This window comes from Neobacillus drentensis, from assembly GCF_036965425.1.
Taxonomy (GTDB): domain Bacteria; phylum Bacillota; class Bacilli; order Bacillales; family Cytobacillaceae; genus Neobacillus; species Neobacillus drentensis_F.
The window spans coordinates 51,909-67,137 of the sequence record NZ_JBALPP010000047.1; the positions used below are offsets into that span (position 1 = coordinate 51,909).

Here is a 15,229-nt window from a genome sequence, read left to right on the forward strand (position 1 = left end):
TCTACGGTAAATGAAAGGAAGCTTCATTGCCCGCCAAAGCCGAAAAGTGAGCTCTACAGTAAATGAAAGAGCCTTTCATTACCCGAAAACCCCAAAAGCAAGCTTCCAGATTAAATGAAGCTGCAGATTAAAAAACTAGAATAACGGAGGAGAACCAGATGGTAACCGAAAAATTAGCCCTACATATCACTAATACATCTTACGAGCAATTTAGCAAAAATTCCTTAAGGGAAGCGAAACGAAGTCTATTAAACTGGCTTGGGGTGGCGATCGGCGCGGCCAACCACGAATCGATGGATATGGTGCTGAATGTTGCTAGAATGACTGCCAGCCAGCCGCAGGCAACCGTGCTCGGAAGAAATGAAAAAGTCGACATGCTGTTTGCCTCCCTGCTCAACGGAATGTCCTCCCATATCTTTGATTTTGACGATACCCTACTAGAAACGGTCTTGCACCCTTCCGCACCCGTTTTTCCAGCCATCCTCGCCTATGCTGAGGAACACAACAAAACAGGCAAGGATGTCCTGCAAGCTTTTATCATCGGCTGTGAGGTCGAAGCGAGACTGGCCTTAAGTGTCTACCCATCTCATTACTGGCGTGGCTGGCATATTACCGGAAGCGTCGGCGGAATTGGCGCGGCAGCTGCAATCAGCAAGCTGATGGACTCAGACCTAGAGAATACCATTTACTCTCTTGGGATTGCAGCAACTGATCCGACCGGTCTTCGCGAAATGTTCGGCACGATGACAAAGCCGTATCATCCAGGCAAAGCGGCCATGAACGGTCTATTAGCAGCCCTATTAGGCAGACAGGGTTTCACCGCCTCCAAACAGCCGCTTGAAGCGAAGCGCGGTTTCCTCCAAGTATTATCTGAAGAGAACAAGGCCGAGCTCGTGACGGAACAGTGGGGCGAAAAGTGGGAAGTGGAGAAGAACAGCTACAAGCCTTTCGCCAGCGGAATCGTTACCCATCCGGCCATCGATGCAATCATTACGATTCAGAAGGAACACAAGCTTCAAGCTGAAGAAGTAGAATCGATCACGATCACCGCCCATCCGCTTGTCAAAGAGCTTACTGGAAAAACAAACATTACCACCGGGCTTGAAGGGAAATTTAGTGTTTATCATTGTGTCGCAGCCGGGTTCTTTAACCTGAAGGCCGGCGTCTATGAATTCACTGATGAATATGTAAATGATCTTGCGGTGAAGAAGCTTCGTGACAAAATCACCCTCATAATTGATGAGAAGATTAAAGAAGACCAAGTACAGCTCACTGTTAAATTAACAGATGGCACCGAGGTTTCCCATTTTGTTGAGCATGCGATCGGCAGTGAGGATAACCCAATGACGGATGAACAAATCAAAGAGAAATTCATCGATGTCACAGGCGATATCATCAGCCTCGAAGCGAAAAACGAACTGATTGACCTTGTCGACCGATTTGAAGAGGTGGAGGATTTGACGTCGTTCTTCCAGCTGTGCCAGCCGAAGGAAACAGCCAATCAATATTAAAACCAATCACCGAGGGGACTGAATTCTGGTTCTTAAGGTGATTATGTCTTTCAGGGGAAAAGGAGAGAAATATGGCTTTCCCAAATACAAGAGTAAGTGTAGTAACAAAACAGAAGCAAAAGTCACATCCCGAAGTAAAAAAAATCATCATCCTGCTCGTTGGCATTCTTTTAATGGCGGGAGTGTATTTCATCCTCCCCGCAAACTATACAGGATCGGCAAGAATCATGCTGGCATTTTTAGTGCTGAGTGTCTTTTATTGGACGTTTGAGCCGATTCCGATTGGCTTGACGGCCGTGATTTTGCTCATCTTAATGCTGGTATTCGGCGTGGTGACAACAGATGTCGTCTACAGCGGATTTGCTTCGCCGGCCGTTTTTCTCATCATTGGCGGCATGATGCTTGCCAAAGGGGTCAATGACACGACGCTTACCAAAAGAATCGCCTATGTTTTTTTATCAAAATGGGGAGGAACGGCCAAGGGTCTGCTGGGGAGCATCCTGATCATTCCGCAGATCCAGTCGTTTTTTATTCCGGCAGCAGCGGTCAGGGCAACACTGATGCTTCCGGTCGCGACGATGGCACTGGACACCATTGGGAAAAAAGCCAAAGGGAACCTCGGAAAAATGATCCTTCTTGGGGTGGCGTTTGGCGGGACGGTCAGCGGTACCGCGGTGATGACAGCGGCCATCGGGAATATTTTAACGGTGGAACTGCTAAAGGAGTTTGTAGGGATTAAAATCACCTACATTCAATGGTTTTCCTACACCTTCCCCATCTGGCTCATCATGATCCCGGTCGTATGGTTTACGTTATTAAAACGGTTCCCCTTAACGGAGGAAGAGAAACAATTTCCCCATGTAAAAGAAGAGCTGGAACAGAAGCTGGAAGAACTGGGAAAATTGAATATCAAAGAGAAAAAGTGTCTGGCGATCCTGTTCATGATTGTGGCCTTATGGTTTACCGAGCCCCTGCACGGATTACATCCAAGTGTTCCGGCACTGATTGGGGTGGTGTTAATGGGCTTGCCGGGGATCGGCTGCACGAAATGGGACAATTTGGTGAAGATTAATTTTGATACGGTCCTGTTAATGGGCGTTACGCTTTCACTCGGCTATGCTTTTAATAAATCGGGAGCCGCAAAGCTCGTTGGCGATAGTTTAAGCTCCGATTGGATTCTTTATTTTCTCCACTCGCCGATTGTCGCCGTCGTGACCATTCTCGTGATTACCCATATACTCCATTTGGCCGTGGCGAATGTCTCGACCGCTGTCGTCACCCTGGTGCCGATTTTTATCGGATTATCGGCTAAGGCCGGGGCCGACCCTGTCCTTATTTGTTTAACGGCCTCCATTGCCTGTCTGCATGGGTATATTCTGGTCGTTGAGGCAACACCGAATATCATTGTTCATAGTTCAGGCCGGATCGAGCAAAAGGAGTTCTTAATTCCAGGTATTTTATTGACGGTTTTCATGAGCATCGTTGTCCTCTTAACTGCCATTACTTGGTGGAACTGGCTAGGGCTCCTATAAGAAATATTTGTGGCAAGTCATCAGAATCTATGGACAATTTGAAATGGATTCTGTATCCTAATTCCAAATAGGATTTGGAAAGGTCGTTAAAGATGATCGAAAAAAATGGACTCATGATTGAAAACAGAGATACATTGCATTTAAGAGTTCTTAACTTAATACGCGAAGCGATTTTAAAAGGCGATTTTAAACCAGGCGAGCGCCTTAAACAATCGGAACTTGCTGATGCGATGGGTGTCAGCCGAATGCCGATCCGTGAAGCGTTTCAAAAGCTAGAAGCCGAAGGACTGATTAAGCTTGAACCGCATAAAGGCGCCGTGGTGAAATCCATCAATGTGGTGGATATTGAGGAGATTTATGCCCTCCGGTCCGAATTAGAAAAAATGGCCGTCTACCAAAGTGTGGAGAACTTAACGGAGGATGACCTGAAGGAATTAACGGCGCTGGTGGAGAAAATGGAAGGAAGCCAGGATGTGGATGAGTTTGTCAGCAATAATATCGAATTTCACCGTCTGTTAATCAAGCGATGTACCTGGGACCGTCTAAACTCGTTTATCAGTACATTATGGAACGGCCTGCCGATGCAAACCCCCCATATTTTAAAAGGACAAAAGGATACATCGAATGTCGAGCACAGAAGTATCTTAAACGCTGTTTTACGTAAAGATAAGGAAACAGCAGCTTACCTGGTTTCGAAACACATTTCGCGAACCGGTGAGATGTTAGTGAAGGGTTTAAAAGAAGAGGGAAAGAATTAATTCTCTCTTTTTTTAAAAATTAATTGTATCCAATATCCAAAATAGGTGGTGCATGAAGATGGGAAAAATGCTTGAAGATGCAAGTAAAACGATTTTAAAAGAAAACGGCGTTCCCGCTCCCAACCACTGGGTGATTACTTCTTCAAATGAATTAACAGAGCAGCATGTCGAGAAACCCTGTGTTCTAAAGGCGCTCGTGCCGGTGGGAAAAAGAGGAAAGGCTGGGGCGATTCAGTTTGCCGAAACCATCGAAGAAGCCGAAACGAAGGCAGAGCAGCTATTGAAGATGACCGTTCGGAATTATCCAGTCGAAAAGCTTTTAATAGAAGAAAAGATTGATATTGATGAAGAATGGTATGTTTCGATTACCATTGACCGTGAAAAACAGCTTCCGGTCATTATCGCCACAACCGAAGGCGGAGTGGAAGTGGAGGATCTCGTGAAAGACGCTCAGGATAAGGTCGTCATTCACCATATGGATCCCTTCCTTCCTTTGTATCCTTATCAGGCGAAGGAAATATGGAGCAGGCTCGGCGTAACGGGTAGGCCGCTCATTAAGGCCACGGCCGTTTTATGCAGTCTTTATGATATTTTTACGAAATATGATTGTTATATCTTAGAAATTAACCCGCTTGTGCTGACAAAGGACGAAGAGGTGGTGGCGGCGGCATCGGTGATGGGGATTGATGATTCGGCGCTCCACCGCCAGCCGGAGCTTTCAGGAAAAGTGGAGTCCGGAAGTGAACGGTCGTGGAGGCCGCTGACAAAGCTTGAAAAAGAAATGGTCAAGGTGAACGATGCCGATTACCGCGGCACCGCCCGCTTTACAGAAATGGATGGAGGAGATATCGGCTTTATGTGCGGAGGCGGAGGTGGGAGTCTGTTAAGCTTTGACGCATTGACCCGCTTAGGCGGCAAACCGGCCAATTATACCGAAACGGGCGGAAATCCGTCAGAAGAGAAGGTCTATGGACTGACAAAAGGGATTCTCTCCAAACAGGGAGTGAAGGGACTGTTCGTCTCGCAAAACATCACCAACAATACGCAAATCGATGTGATGGCCAAAGGAATCGTCAGGGCGGTGCAGGATATGGCACTCGACCTCAACACCTTTCCGATTGTCGTCCGGCAGGCAGGCGTGAATGACGAGGAAGGAAAACGGATTTTCCTAGATGCCGGGATAAAGTATTTTGGCGAAGAACGGACCATTGAGGAAGCTGCGTTAGTGATGGTTGAAAAGATGAAGGGGGTTAGCTAGGATGGCGATTCTTATTAATCAGGATACCCGTATCGTTGTGCAAGGGATTACCGGCAGGGAAGCGGCCATGGTGGTCGGCCATACGCTCGCCTACGGAACGAAAATTTTTGCTGGCGTAACCCCTGGGAAGGGCGGCCAATTTGTTCAAGGGATTCCGGTATACGATACTGTCGCGGAGGCTGTTCAGAAACATCAGGTTAATGCCAGTCTGATCATCGTCCCGCCCGGATTTGCCCTAGATGCCGTGCTCGAGTCGATTCAGCAGGGAATTAAATTAATCGTTGTCACCACCGAAAACATTCCCCAGCAGGATGCCGTCAAGCTGCTGCATGCGGCTCGGAGGGAAGGGGTGACCATCATCGGCCCTAATACGGTCGGGATGATCAATCCGAAGGACCGAATCAAAATGGGATCAATTGGCGGAGACCGGCCGGAGCGCTGTTTTGTACCTGGGAATGTGGGTGTCATCTCTAGAAGCGGCGGCATGACAGCAGAAACCTCCTGGATGGTCAAACGGGCTGGCTTTGGGGTCACCACAAGTATCGGAATCGGCGGCGATAGTTTAATCGGAACCTCCATCAAAGACTTATTGGCCCTTTTTGAAAAAGATGAGGAAACGGAAGCAGTGGTGACGTTCTCTGAACCGGGAACCTCCTTTGAAGAAGAGGCGGCGGAATTTATCAAAGCCGGCGGATTTACGAAGCCGCTCATTTCGTTCGTTGCCGGAAAATTCACGGAAAGTCTGCCGGAAGGAACGGTTTTTGGGCATGCCGGTGCGATGATTTCCGGGGATATCGGACGCCCTTCTTTAAAAATGAAGGCGCTCAGGGAAGCCGGTGCCATTGTTGTCGAGGAATACGATGAGATCCTTGAAGCTTTAAAAACGATTGTAGGAAAGAAAGTGGGGAAGGGACAATGACACTATCAAAAAAGTTAGCTGAATATGTTTGCCGTACGAGTTTTGCAGATTTGCCGGAAGATGTTGTGGAGTTTACGAAAATTTGTATCCTCGATTGGTATGGTTCTGCTGTAGCCGGAAAAGACCTGCCTCCGATCCAGGCAATCAAAGAGCTTGTGGAAGAATGGGGCGGGCATGAGCAGGCCAGTCTTGTGACAGGCGGAAAATCATCGCTTGGCAATGCGGTGCTGGTCAATGCGGCTTCTAGCCATATTGTCGAGCTCGACGATATTCATAAATCTTCGATTATTCATGCCGGTACTGTAGTCATTCCGGCAGCGGTCGCAGCGGCGGAAGCCTATAACCTATCTGGGAAAGACTTGATTACTGCCGTAGCTGTCGGCTATGAGGTCTGTTACCGGATTGGCGAAGCCGTTTCCCCGTCCCACTATTATTTCTGGCATAATACCGCCACCTGCGGCACCTTTGGCTCTGCAGCCGCCGTTGCCAAGCTATTAAACTTAAACGTGGAGCAAACGATGTACGCCCTCGGAAATGCCGGAAGCCAGGCGGCCGGATTGTGGGAGTTTATCGAGGATGGGGCGAACACGAAACAGCTGCACACCGCGAAAGCCGCCTACAACGGTACACTCGCTGCCCTGCTTGCGAAAAAGAATTTCACGTCCGCGACGAAAATTTTAGAAGGAAGAAGAGGGTTCTTTGAAGCGATGGCGGAAGCGGCCGACCCTTCAAAAATCACGAAAAATCTTGGGGAAGAATGGAAGATCACTGAGAACAGCTTTAAAATCCATGCCTCCTGCCGTCATACGCACCCAGCCATCGATTGCATCCTCGACATCATGAATGAACATTCCATTTCGTATCAGCAAATCGAGCGGATTACGATTAAAACGTATCAAACCGTCTTGAATATCACCGACAAACCGAATCCAGACAGCGTTTATGCCTGCAAATTCAGCAGTCAGTTCTGCGCCAGCCTCGCCGCTGTAAAGGGCTCCGCTTCCCTAAGGGATTTTATGGAAGAAAGCTTACGAGACTCTGAGATTTTGAGTCTGATGAAAAAAGTAGACGTGCTCGTCGATCCCTATTATGAAGGGGCCTATCCGGAAAAATGGGGAGCCAGCGTCGAGGTAGTCCTTGATAACGGAAAAGTTTTCGAAAAAGCAACGGATTATCCAAAGGGCGATCCAGAAAAAATGGCAAGTAAAGAGGAACTGATTGAGAAGTTTATTTCCATGACAGCCGATAAACTAGAAAATCCGGAAGCAGAAGTGGAAGCAATTTTTCAATTAGATCGAATCGAGACGAGAGAGTGGCTGGGAAGAAAGCTGCATTTGCCTCATTAAACAGGATTAGCCCTGTTTCGTATGGAATTTATAATGGGGAGTTGGTTTTAACATGAACTATGATGTGATCGTTATGGGCGGGGGTCAGGCGGCCCTTGCCGCGGCGATTTCGGCAAGGGAAGAAGGGGCGCGGGTTGCCTTGCTGACAAAAGGCAAAGCGGGATACGGCGGCTCTTCAGTCATTTCGGATGGCGTCCAATCGGCGATTTTTTCAGATGGAGATTCACCGGAAACATTTTTCCACGATATTCTTCGCGGCAGCAGAGGTCTATCAAATCCAACATTAGCGAAAATTTTAGCAGAGGAATGTACTGTAAGGGTCAATGAACTGGAAAGCAAATTCGGAATTGAGCTGGAACGGGAGCGGAAGGTCGCTACTCCCGGCCACTCGTTTCCGCGCAGGGTCTATGCGGCAAACGGCCTCGGAAAAAACACCACAAAGGTGTTAAGGCAATATGCCATTGAGATAGGGGTAGAATTTTTCGAGCAGGCAGTCTTGGTTGATTTGGTCAAGGAGGGCCAAGCGGTTGTAGGTGTGGTGGTGGAAAAGGGAGGTGCGGTGACGGCTTTTTCTGCTCCGTCAACGATTCTAGCAACGGGTGGATTCGGCGGGCTCTATGCGTCAACCGATAATCCAAAGGATGTTTCGGGAGAGGGCATCAGCTTGGCCTGGAGACATGGGGCCGAGCTTGTGGATATGGAATTTGTCCAGTTTTATCCGTACCGGCTGCAGCAGCCTGCCAACCTTGATGTGATGACGAGGATCTTTGGAAAAGGAGCCATCCTTTTGAATCGGGACTTGGAGCGGTTTATGGAGGATTTCCCGAGACAGGAGCTGGAGACAAGGGACATCCTTAGCTACGAAATGTTCAAGCAAAACGAGGTATATTTGGACTTTTCGAATGTTTCTATTGAAGATTTAGCAAAGGACAGCCCTTATGTCTACAGGCTCGTGAAAAAAGGATATCAAGGAGACTGGAAGATGTATCCTGTTCAGCATTATTGCATGGGCGGGATTAAAGTCGATGAATATGGCCGGACGAACCTAAAAGGATTATTTGCCTGCGGGGAAGTGACCGGCGGCCTTCACGGTGCGAACCGGCTTGGCGGCGGTTCCTTGACGGAAGCCCTTGTGTTTGGAAAGCGGACAGGGAAAATGGCGGTGCATGAAGGAGTGCCAGTACCGGCAAAGATCGAGGCGAAGCCTTTTGGAGAAGATACTCTTCCTGAAGGCAAAGCTCTGGAGATTTCCCAGCGGCTGAAAGAAATCATGTGGAACTTTGTCGGCATCGAAAGGACATCTAGTTCTTTGGAAAAGGCAGAAAACGAATTGGCTGAGTTGGCACTGTATTTAAAAGAAGAAAATGGGACTGCAGCACTGCAGCTTCATGATAAGGTCCGGGCAGCATGGGCCGCAGCCCGTGCGGGAGCGATGAGAAAGGAAAGCAGAGGGGCCCATATCCTGCAGGATGTGAAAGTGGAAAAGAAGGAATGGGAAGGTAGTTTAGTTATTCAAGGGGAAAACATTACATTCACGAAAGAAATTCATGCATAAGGGGAAGATGGCTTTGCGGACGATTTTTTATGAAGAAATAGTAAACCAGGTAGCTGCTATGTGTCTGGAGGCCAATTTTGAGCTGGGTCAGGATGTGATTCAAGCCTTTCAAACAGCCTTGAAAAAAGAAACATCGGAAACAGGGAAAGACATTTTAAAACAGTTGCTGCTGAATGCCGATATCGCTCGTTCGGAGCGTGTGCCGATGTGTCAGGATACCGGGGTTTCCGTTTTTATCGTGGAAGTAGGCCAGGATTGCCACATTAGCGGCGGCAGTCTGTACGATGCCATTAATGAAGGGGTCAAGAAAGGGTATGAAGAAGGATATTTACGGCATTCGATCGTCGATCACCCGATTACAAGGGAAAAGAGTAAAGGCTATAATACTCCTTCTATTATTCATATTGAGCTCGTGCCGGGGGATGAACTGGTCATCCATATGTCGGCAAAAGGCGGCGGCAGTGAAAATATGAGCGCAATGAAAATGCTGAAGCCTGCTGATGGGGTAGAGGGGATTAAGGATTATATTTTAAGCATTGTCGCTCAAGCCGGGCCGAATGCCTGCCCGCCACTAGTTGTCGGAGTAGGGATTGGCGGCAATTTTGAGCGCTGTGCGTATTTGGCGAAGAAATCGTTATTCCGCCCGATCGGACACCGCAGTGAACGGCCGGAAATCGCGGAGCTGGAAATGGAATTGATGGAAAAAATCAATGAGCTTGGCATCGGTCCGCAGGGGATGGGCGGGAATACGACGGCGCTGGATGTAAAAATTGAGATTGAACCCTGCCATATTGCCGCTTTGCCGGTTGCGGTCAATTTGAATTGCCATGCGAGCAGACATAAAGAGGTCAGAATCTAGAGGGGAGGGATTTTGGTGTCAGCTATTGACTTATTGAATCCAATATCCGAACAGGAGTTGTTGAAGTTAAAAGCGGGGGATCGCGTTTTATTAAGCGGTACGATTTATACGGCCAGGGATGCGGCTCATAAAAGAATGTTTGAAGCACTGGAAAGAGGCGAGGAATTGCCTTTTGATGTGAAAGGGCAGACGATTTATTATGTGGGACCGACTCCAGCGAAGCCGGGGCATGTGATTGGTTCCGCCGGTCCTACCACAAGCGGACGGATGGATAAGTATACTCCTTCTTTGCTGGACCTTGGTTTAAAGGGAATGATCGGAAAGGGTTACCGAAGCGAGGAAGTCATTGAATCGATGAAGAAAAATAAAGCTGTTTATTTTGCTGCTATCGGCGGTTCGGGGGCCTTGATTGCCCGGACGATTCAGTCTGTGGAGGTCGTCGCCTATGAAGACCTAGGGCCGGAGGCGATCTATAAGCTTACAATCAAAGACTTTCCAGCTGTGGTCATCGTGGATAGCGAGGGAAATGATTGGTACAAAATAGGGAAACTGCAATTTAAACAAGGACAAGGCGCTGATTAAGTTCTTCGGCGGCCTTGTTTTTTTGTTATGGAAACTATACATTTGGTTTGCCTCTATGGAACAGTTTAGCAGTTTTTCAGGATGATATTGTCCCATAGACATTTTCCATTCATAAGACAATTCCATGTTATTTCATTCCTAGTGTTTAAGAAATCCAGAATTAATTTATGAAAATTCTAAAAACTATTGAAATTGTATATTGGATACAGTATCCTAATTATAAAGATGAATTACTTTTTTATGGAGGAAGCGATTACGATGAAATTAGCCGACAAAGTCACGATTTACGAAGTGGGCTTACGGGATGGACTTCAGCTCGAATCCAAAGTATTAACAGTTGACGAGAAAGTAGAGATCTTTTCCCTTTTGCAAAAGGCCAATGTATCCGAAATCGAATTTGGCTCCTTTGTACACCCAAAACTCGTGCCGCAAATGGCAAATACCGCAGCGTTTTATTCGCATCTAAAGTCATTTGACGAAATGCAGCTCGTGGCCCTGGTACCAAATTTAAAAGGACTCGAAATGGCTAAACAAAATGGCGTCAAGTCCGTCAATTATGTTTTTTCAGCAAGTAATACCCATAATGAACAAAATGTCCGGCAAACGACCGAACAGTCATTGGAAAACTTCAAGCATTTATCTCAATTCGCATCAGATAACGAGATCCAACTTAACGTTACAGTTGCTACTTCATTTGGCTGTCCCTTTGAGGGGTCAGTCCCGCCCGAACGCATCATGAATCTCATTGAAAAACTTCTCTTACATAACATCAAAAGAATTACGCTCGCAGATACAACCGGAATGGCCAATCCGAAGCAAGTCTATCAATTGACGAAGCAAGTCGTGAATGAATGGAAGGATGCTGAATTTGGCTGCCATTTTCACAATACAAGGGGAATGGGGCTGGCCAATATCGTGGCTGGTTTAGAGGCAGGAATCACAATCTTCGATGCGTCCCTGGGCGGAATTGGCGGCTGTCCATTTGCTCCCGGTGCAACGGGGAATGTCTGCACGGAGGACGTGGTTCACATGCTGGAGGAAATGGGTATCCGAACCTCTATTAATCTAGATTATTTAATCGAAGCTTCCCACCGCTTGAAAGAATTACTAGAACATGATTTGCCAGGTCAGGTCGCAAAGGCTGGAAAAAGCTCCCGACTATATCCTGTGCCTACTAAAATATGTTAAAGGGATGAGAATACATGCTAGTGAAAACCTATGAAACCATTAAATTGGAAAGGGCAAAAAGCCATCAAGGGATTGCGATTTTAACCTTGAACCGCCCGGAATCGATGAATGCTATGAATACGAAAATGGCTTTGGAATTAATAGAAGCCTTAGAGGAACTAAAATATGACGAAAGTGTACGTGTATTGGTGGTCACCGGTTCCGGCGTTAAAAGCTTCTGTGTCGGGGCGGACCTCAAAGAACGTAATGGCATGTCCAAAAAGGACTGGAAAAAGCAGCACGATTATTTTGAAAAAGTAACTGAGAGCATTCGGGAATTTCCTTTCCCTGTTATCGCCGCGATTAACGGTTATGCCTTAGGCGGAGGACTTGAAATCGCGCTTAGCTGCGACATAAGAACCTCTGCTGAGCGAGTTGGATTAGGTCTTCCAGAAGCGAAACTGGGGCTGATTCCAGGAATCGGAGGCTCACAATTGCTTCCCCGCATTTTGCCAATCGGCTTAGCAAAAGAAATCCTATTTACTGGAAAGCGGATTACAGCAGAAGAAGGAAGACAGTGGGGGCTTATCAATCATGTGTTTGAGAGTGAAGCCTTGTTAGAGGAAACGATTAAGCTCGCTGAAAGCATTGCCATGAATGCGCCACTTTCCTTAAAAGCATTAAAGAAGGCTGTGAATAAAGGAACAGAGACGGATTTAGCTACCGGACTTGTTTTGGAATTAGAAGCCTACTATACATGCGCGAATTCAGAAGACCGGCTTGAAGGCATTTATGCTTTTAATGAAAAGCGTGCGCCGGAGTGGAGAGGGCGTTAAATAGGTAGGAGAGCCGATTTTACTGTCAAGATAACCCGTTACAATTTTTAAAAACCTGGAGGTATATAAAAAATGTCCAATACAAAATTGATGGAAAATACGGAACACGAAATGATCCGGAAAAGCGTTCGTTCCTTATGTGAGCGCTTTCCTGAAGATTACTGGCGGGAATTAGATGAAAAAAGCGAGTACCCTACCGCTTTTGTCCAAGCTTTAACCGAAGAGGGATGGCTGTCTGTTTTGATTCCGGAAGAATACGGTGGAGCCGGACTAGGAATGACGGAAGCCTGCATTATTTTAGAAGAAATCAATCGTTCAGGCGGCAACGCTGGCGCCTGCCATGCCCAAATGTATACGATGGGTGCCTTGCTGCGCCACGGCAATGAGGACCAGAAACGAAGATTCCTTCCGAAAATCGCCAGCGGCGAACTCCGCCTGCAAGCGTTTGGGATCACAGAGCCTACTGCCGGAAGTGATACCACCAGCATCCAAACCTTCGCCGAAAGAGTCGGAGACAAATATGTGGTGCATGGCCAAAAGATCTGGACATCCAGAGCGGAGCATTCCGATCTAATGATGTTATTGGCCAGAACGACACCAAAAGACAAAGTGGCAAAAAAGACAGACGGCTTGAGCCTGTTTATTTTAGATATGAAAGAACAAGCCGATAAAATTGATATTCGTCCAATTGATACGATGATTAACCATGCGACTACAGAAGTATTTTTTGAAGGGGCTGAAATCCCGGTTGAAAACTTGATCGGCGAAGAAGGAAAAGGCTTCCGTTACGTCCTTGGCGGGATGAACGCTGAGCGGATTCTTATCGCATCTGAATCCATCGGGGACGGGATGTACTTTGTCGATAAATCGGTCCAATATGCCAATGAACGGGTCGTCTTCGGCCGTCCGATCGGGCAAAATCAAGGGGTTCAATTCCCGATTTCCAGAGGCTATATGGATATCCAGGCCGCAAAATTGATGAGAGATAAGGCGGCTGAAATGTTCGATGCAGGCGTCGAATGCGGAGCTGAGGCAAACATGGCAAAATATTTGTCCTCTGAAGCCACCTGGCGCGCAGCGAATGCAGCTATGGACACCTATGGCGGTTATGGTTTTGCAAAAGAATACAATATCGAAAGAAAATTTAAGGAAGCACGTTTATTTATTGTAGCCCCGATTACCAACAATCTAGTTGTAAGCTATGTAGGACAGCATGTCCTTGGATTGCCACGTTCATTTTAAAAAAGACAATCAAGAGGGCAGCAGGTCCTCTATTTAGAAAAGGGGGAGCCGAGATGCCAGGACCATTGAGCGGCATTCGTGTAGTTGATGTAACGACAAATATTTCAGGCCCAAGTTTAACAATGATTTTAGCTGATCTAGGTGCAGAAATTATTAAGATTGAAAGACCGGACATTGGAGACGATTCTAGAGGAATGGGACCCTTTTGGGAAGGAGAAGGAGTTTATTTCCTTCAAATCAATCGGAATAAACAATCGATTGTCATCGATTTAAAAAAGGAAAGCGGCCGTCAGATTGTGTATGACCTTGTCAAGTCTGCAGATGTATTTGTAGAAAACTTCCGCCATCAAAAAGCGGAAAAAATGGGGCTTGGTTATGAAAGATTAAAGCAGCTAAAACCTTCTTTAGTATATTGTTCTTTATCGGCTTATGGCCAGGAAGGTCCGCTTTGTGATCGTCCCGGGTATGATGCCATTGCGCAGGCGGATTCCGGGATTATTGGAATTAACGGAGCAGAAGGAGCGGAGATTGCCCGCGTTCCTGTATCCGTCTTAGATCAAGGCAGTGGCATGTGGGGTGCCATTGGCGTAATTTCAGCCTTATTTCATAAACTAAAAACAGGAGAAGGACAATTAGTAACCACTTCTCTTTATGAAACAGGGGTCTTTTGGGTCGGCTATCATATGTTATCCTGGCTTGCGACTGGGGTGGAGCCGCGGAAAAATGGTGCGGGTCATACTGCTTTTGCACCGTATGGGGCTTTTCAGGCAAGTGATGCTCCTGTTATTATTGGCATTTCAAATAATTCATTATTCAAGCGATTATGTAAGGTGTTCGGTAAGGATGAATGGATAGAGGATCCACGCTACAAAAATAATCCGGAGCGGGTAGAACATCGGGAGAATTTAAGAGTAGCGATTGAAAACATTCTTCAGGCTAAGACGGCGGATGAATGGGTACAGTTATTAGCTGATGCGGGAGTACCGAGTTCAAAGGTTAAGAAAATATCTGAAGTAGTACAGGATCAGCAGGCAGATGCAATCGGGATGTGGACGAATGTCTCTCACTCCACGATAAAGGATTTCAAACTGCCAAGACTTCCTTTTGAACTAAGCACCTCACCTGTTTCCATTCAAAAAGCTCCGCCTAAACTTGGAGAGAATACGGAAGAGATATTAGGTACTCTTGGCTACAATCATGAAAAAATAAAACAGTTTATCCATGATGGTACGATCCAGGCTAAATATAAGAAGAAGATAGAATCGGGTAAATAGAATAGAGTGCTCTAAACGAACCCACTGCTTTTTATTTAGCAGTGGGTGTTCGTTTTTAAGTGACTGCCACCACCTGAAAATCATTTTTATTTTTTTTGTAAAAAGGTGTTGACCAATCTAAAAATCTCCTGTAATATATGAAAAGTCGTCAGCGAGACGATGAAAGAAAAACAAAAAAGTTGTTGACTTCGAGTTAATAACTTGTTATGATAATAAAGTCGCTTTTGAGCGATAACTTAGAAATTCTAAAAAAACAACTTGATATTGCTCCTGCGCCATAGCGTATTCAAAGCTGTAATGTTCAGCTCGTCGCAAGGCTGCAAGTAGAGTTTTCAAAGTTGTTTCTCTAGAAGTAAATCCAATGTAGTAGCCTTGTTCTTTGAAAACTAA

General features: G+C 46.5%; 14 protein-coding genes. 13 read left to right on the plus strand and 1 reads right to left on the minus strand.

What is annotated here, in order from left to right; genetic code table 11:
* The first annotated feature begins 158 nt into the window (after positions 1–158).
* From V7161_RS13255 to V7161_RS13315, 13 genes are all read left to right on the plus strand, one after another.
* On the plus strand, positions 159–1,511 hold the full coding sequence (locus V7161_RS13255; protein ID WP_335445588.1) for an MmgE/PrpD family protein: 1,353 nt from the start codon (positions 159–161) through the stop codon (positions 1,509–1,511).
* A gap of 71 nt (positions 1,512–1,582) precedes the next feature.
* On the plus strand, positions 1,583–3,043 hold the full coding sequence (locus tag V7161_RS13260; protein WP_335445589.1) for an SLC13 family permease: 1,461 nt from the start codon (positions 1,583–1,585) through the stop codon (positions 3,041–3,043).
* 92 nt (positions 3,044–3,135) lie between these two features.
* Entirely contained in the window at positions 3,136–3,801 is a 666-nt protein-coding gene (locus tag V7161_RS13265) for a GntR family transcriptional regulator (protein ID WP_335445590.1), read from the plus strand.
* A 58-nt stretch (positions 3,802–3,859) separates the two neighbouring features.
* On the plus strand, positions 3,860–5,059 hold the full coding sequence (locus V7161_RS13270; RefSeq protein WP_335445591.1) for an ATP-grasp domain-containing protein: 1,200 nt from the start codon (positions 3,860–3,862) through the stop codon (positions 5,057–5,059).
* 1 nt (position 5,060) lies between these two features.
* Positions 5,061–5,978, plus strand: a complete 918-nt coding sequence (locus tag V7161_RS13275; protein WP_335445592.1) for a succinate--CoA ligase subunit alpha — start codon at positions 5,061–5,063, stop codon at positions 5,976–5,978.
* A complete protein-coding gene (locus V7161_RS13280; RefSeq protein ID WP_335445593.1) occupies positions 5,975–7,324 on the plus strand; it encodes an MmgE/PrpD family protein in 1,350 nt (449 codons plus the stop codon). Before V7161_RS13275 ends, V7161_RS13280 begins: the two co-directional genes overlap by 4 nt.
* A 52-nt stretch (positions 7,325–7,376) precedes the next feature.
* On the plus strand, positions 7,377–8,879 hold the full coding sequence (locus tag V7161_RS13285; RefSeq protein WP_335445594.1) for an FAD-binding protein: 1,503 nt from the start codon (positions 7,377–7,379) through the stop codon (positions 8,877–8,879).
* A gap of 7 nt (positions 8,880–8,886) precedes the next feature.
* A complete protein-coding gene (locus tag V7161_RS13290; RefSeq protein ID WP_335445595.1) occupies positions 8,887–9,738 on the plus strand; it encodes a fumarate hydratase in 852 nt (283 codons plus the stop codon).
* 15 nt (positions 9,739–9,753) lie between these two features.
* Positions 9,754–10,320, plus strand: coding sequence for a Fe-S-containing hydro-lyase (locus V7161_RS13295; RefSeq protein WP_335445596.1), 567 nt, complete (start codon positions 9,754–9,756; stop codon positions 10,318–10,320).
* A 258-nt stretch (positions 10,321–10,578) separates the two neighbouring features.
* Positions 10,579–11,508 carry a hydroxymethylglutaryl-CoA lyase gene (locus tag V7161_RS13300; protein ID WP_335445597.1) on the plus strand — a complete coding sequence of 310 codons (930 nt, stop codon included), beginning with the start codon at positions 10,579–10,581 and terminating at the stop codon, positions 11,506–11,508.
* A gap of 14 nt (positions 11,509–11,522) precedes the next feature.
* Positions 11,523–12,323, plus strand: a complete 801-nt coding sequence (locus tag V7161_RS13305) for an enoyl-CoA hydratase-related protein (protein ID WP_335445598.1) — start codon at positions 11,523–11,525, stop codon at positions 12,321–12,323.
* Between the two features lie 72 nt (positions 12,324–12,395).
* Positions 12,396–13,565, plus strand: coding sequence for an acyl-CoA dehydrogenase family protein (locus V7161_RS13310; RefSeq protein ID WP_335445599.1), 1,170 nt, complete (start codon positions 12,396–12,398; stop codon positions 13,563–13,565).
* Positions 13,566–13,618: 53 nt separating this feature from the next.
* Complete coding sequence (locus tag V7161_RS13315) at positions 13,619–14,839, plus strand: CaiB/BaiF CoA transferase family protein (RefSeq protein WP_335445600.1); 1,221 nt, start codon at positions 13,619–13,621, stop codon at positions 14,837–14,839.
* 204 nt (positions 14,840–15,043) lie between these two features.
* On the opposite strand, the gene V7161_RS13320 is transcribed toward V7161_RS13315, so the two are convergent.
* Positions 15,044–15,229: hypothetical protein (locus V7161_RS13320; protein ID WP_335445601.1), on the minus strand; the 186-nt coding region annotated here is incomplete at its 5' end.

What these genes read in the sequence shown, in the direction of transcription:
- V7161_RS13290 (WP_335445595.1), top strand. Translation starts at nt 8,887, where the DNA reads ATGGCTTTGCGGACGATTTTTTATGAAGAAATAGTAAACCAGGTAGCT.
- V7161_RS13255 (WP_335445588.1), top strand. Translation starts at nt 159, where the DNA reads ATGGTAACCGAAAAATTAGCCCTACATATCACTAATACATCTTACGAG.
- V7161_RS13315 (WP_335445600.1), top strand. Translation starts at nt 13,619, where the DNA reads ATGCCAGGACCATTGAGCGGCATTCGTGTAGTTGATGTAACGACAAAT.
- V7161_RS13310 (WP_335445599.1), top strand. Translation starts at nt 12,396, where the DNA reads ATGTCCAATACAAAATTGATGGAAAATACGGAACACGAAATGATCCGG.
- V7161_RS13260 (WP_335445589.1), top strand. Translation starts at nt 1,583, where the DNA reads ATGGCTTTCCCAAATACAAGAGTAAGTGTAGTAACAAAACAGAAGCAA.
- V7161_RS13275 (WP_335445592.1), top strand. Translation starts at nt 5,061, where the DNA reads ATGGCGATTCTTATTAATCAGGATACCCGTATCGTTGTGCAAGGGATT.
- V7161_RS13285 (WP_335445594.1), top strand. Translation starts at nt 7,377, where the DNA reads ATGAACTATGATGTGATCGTTATGGGCGGGGGTCAGGCGGCCCTTGCC.
- V7161_RS13300 (WP_335445597.1), top strand. Translation starts at nt 10,579, where the DNA reads ATGAAATTAGCCGACAAAGTCACGATTTACGAAGTGGGCTTACGGGAT.
- V7161_RS13270 (WP_335445591.1), top strand. Translation starts at nt 3,860, where the DNA reads ATGGGAAAAATGCTTGAAGATGCAAGTAAAACGATTTTAAAAGAAAAC.
- V7161_RS13265 (WP_335445590.1), top strand. Translation starts at nt 3,136, where the DNA reads ATGATCGAAAAAAATGGACTCATGATTGAAAACAGAGATACATTGCAT.
- V7161_RS13305 (WP_335445598.1), top strand. Translation starts at nt 11,523, where the DNA reads ATGCTAGTGAAAACCTATGAAACCATTAAATTGGAAAGGGCAAAAAGC.
- V7161_RS13280 (WP_335445593.1), top strand. Translation starts at nt 5,975, where the DNA reads ATGACACTATCAAAAAAGTTAGCTGAATATGTTTGCCGTACGAGTTTT.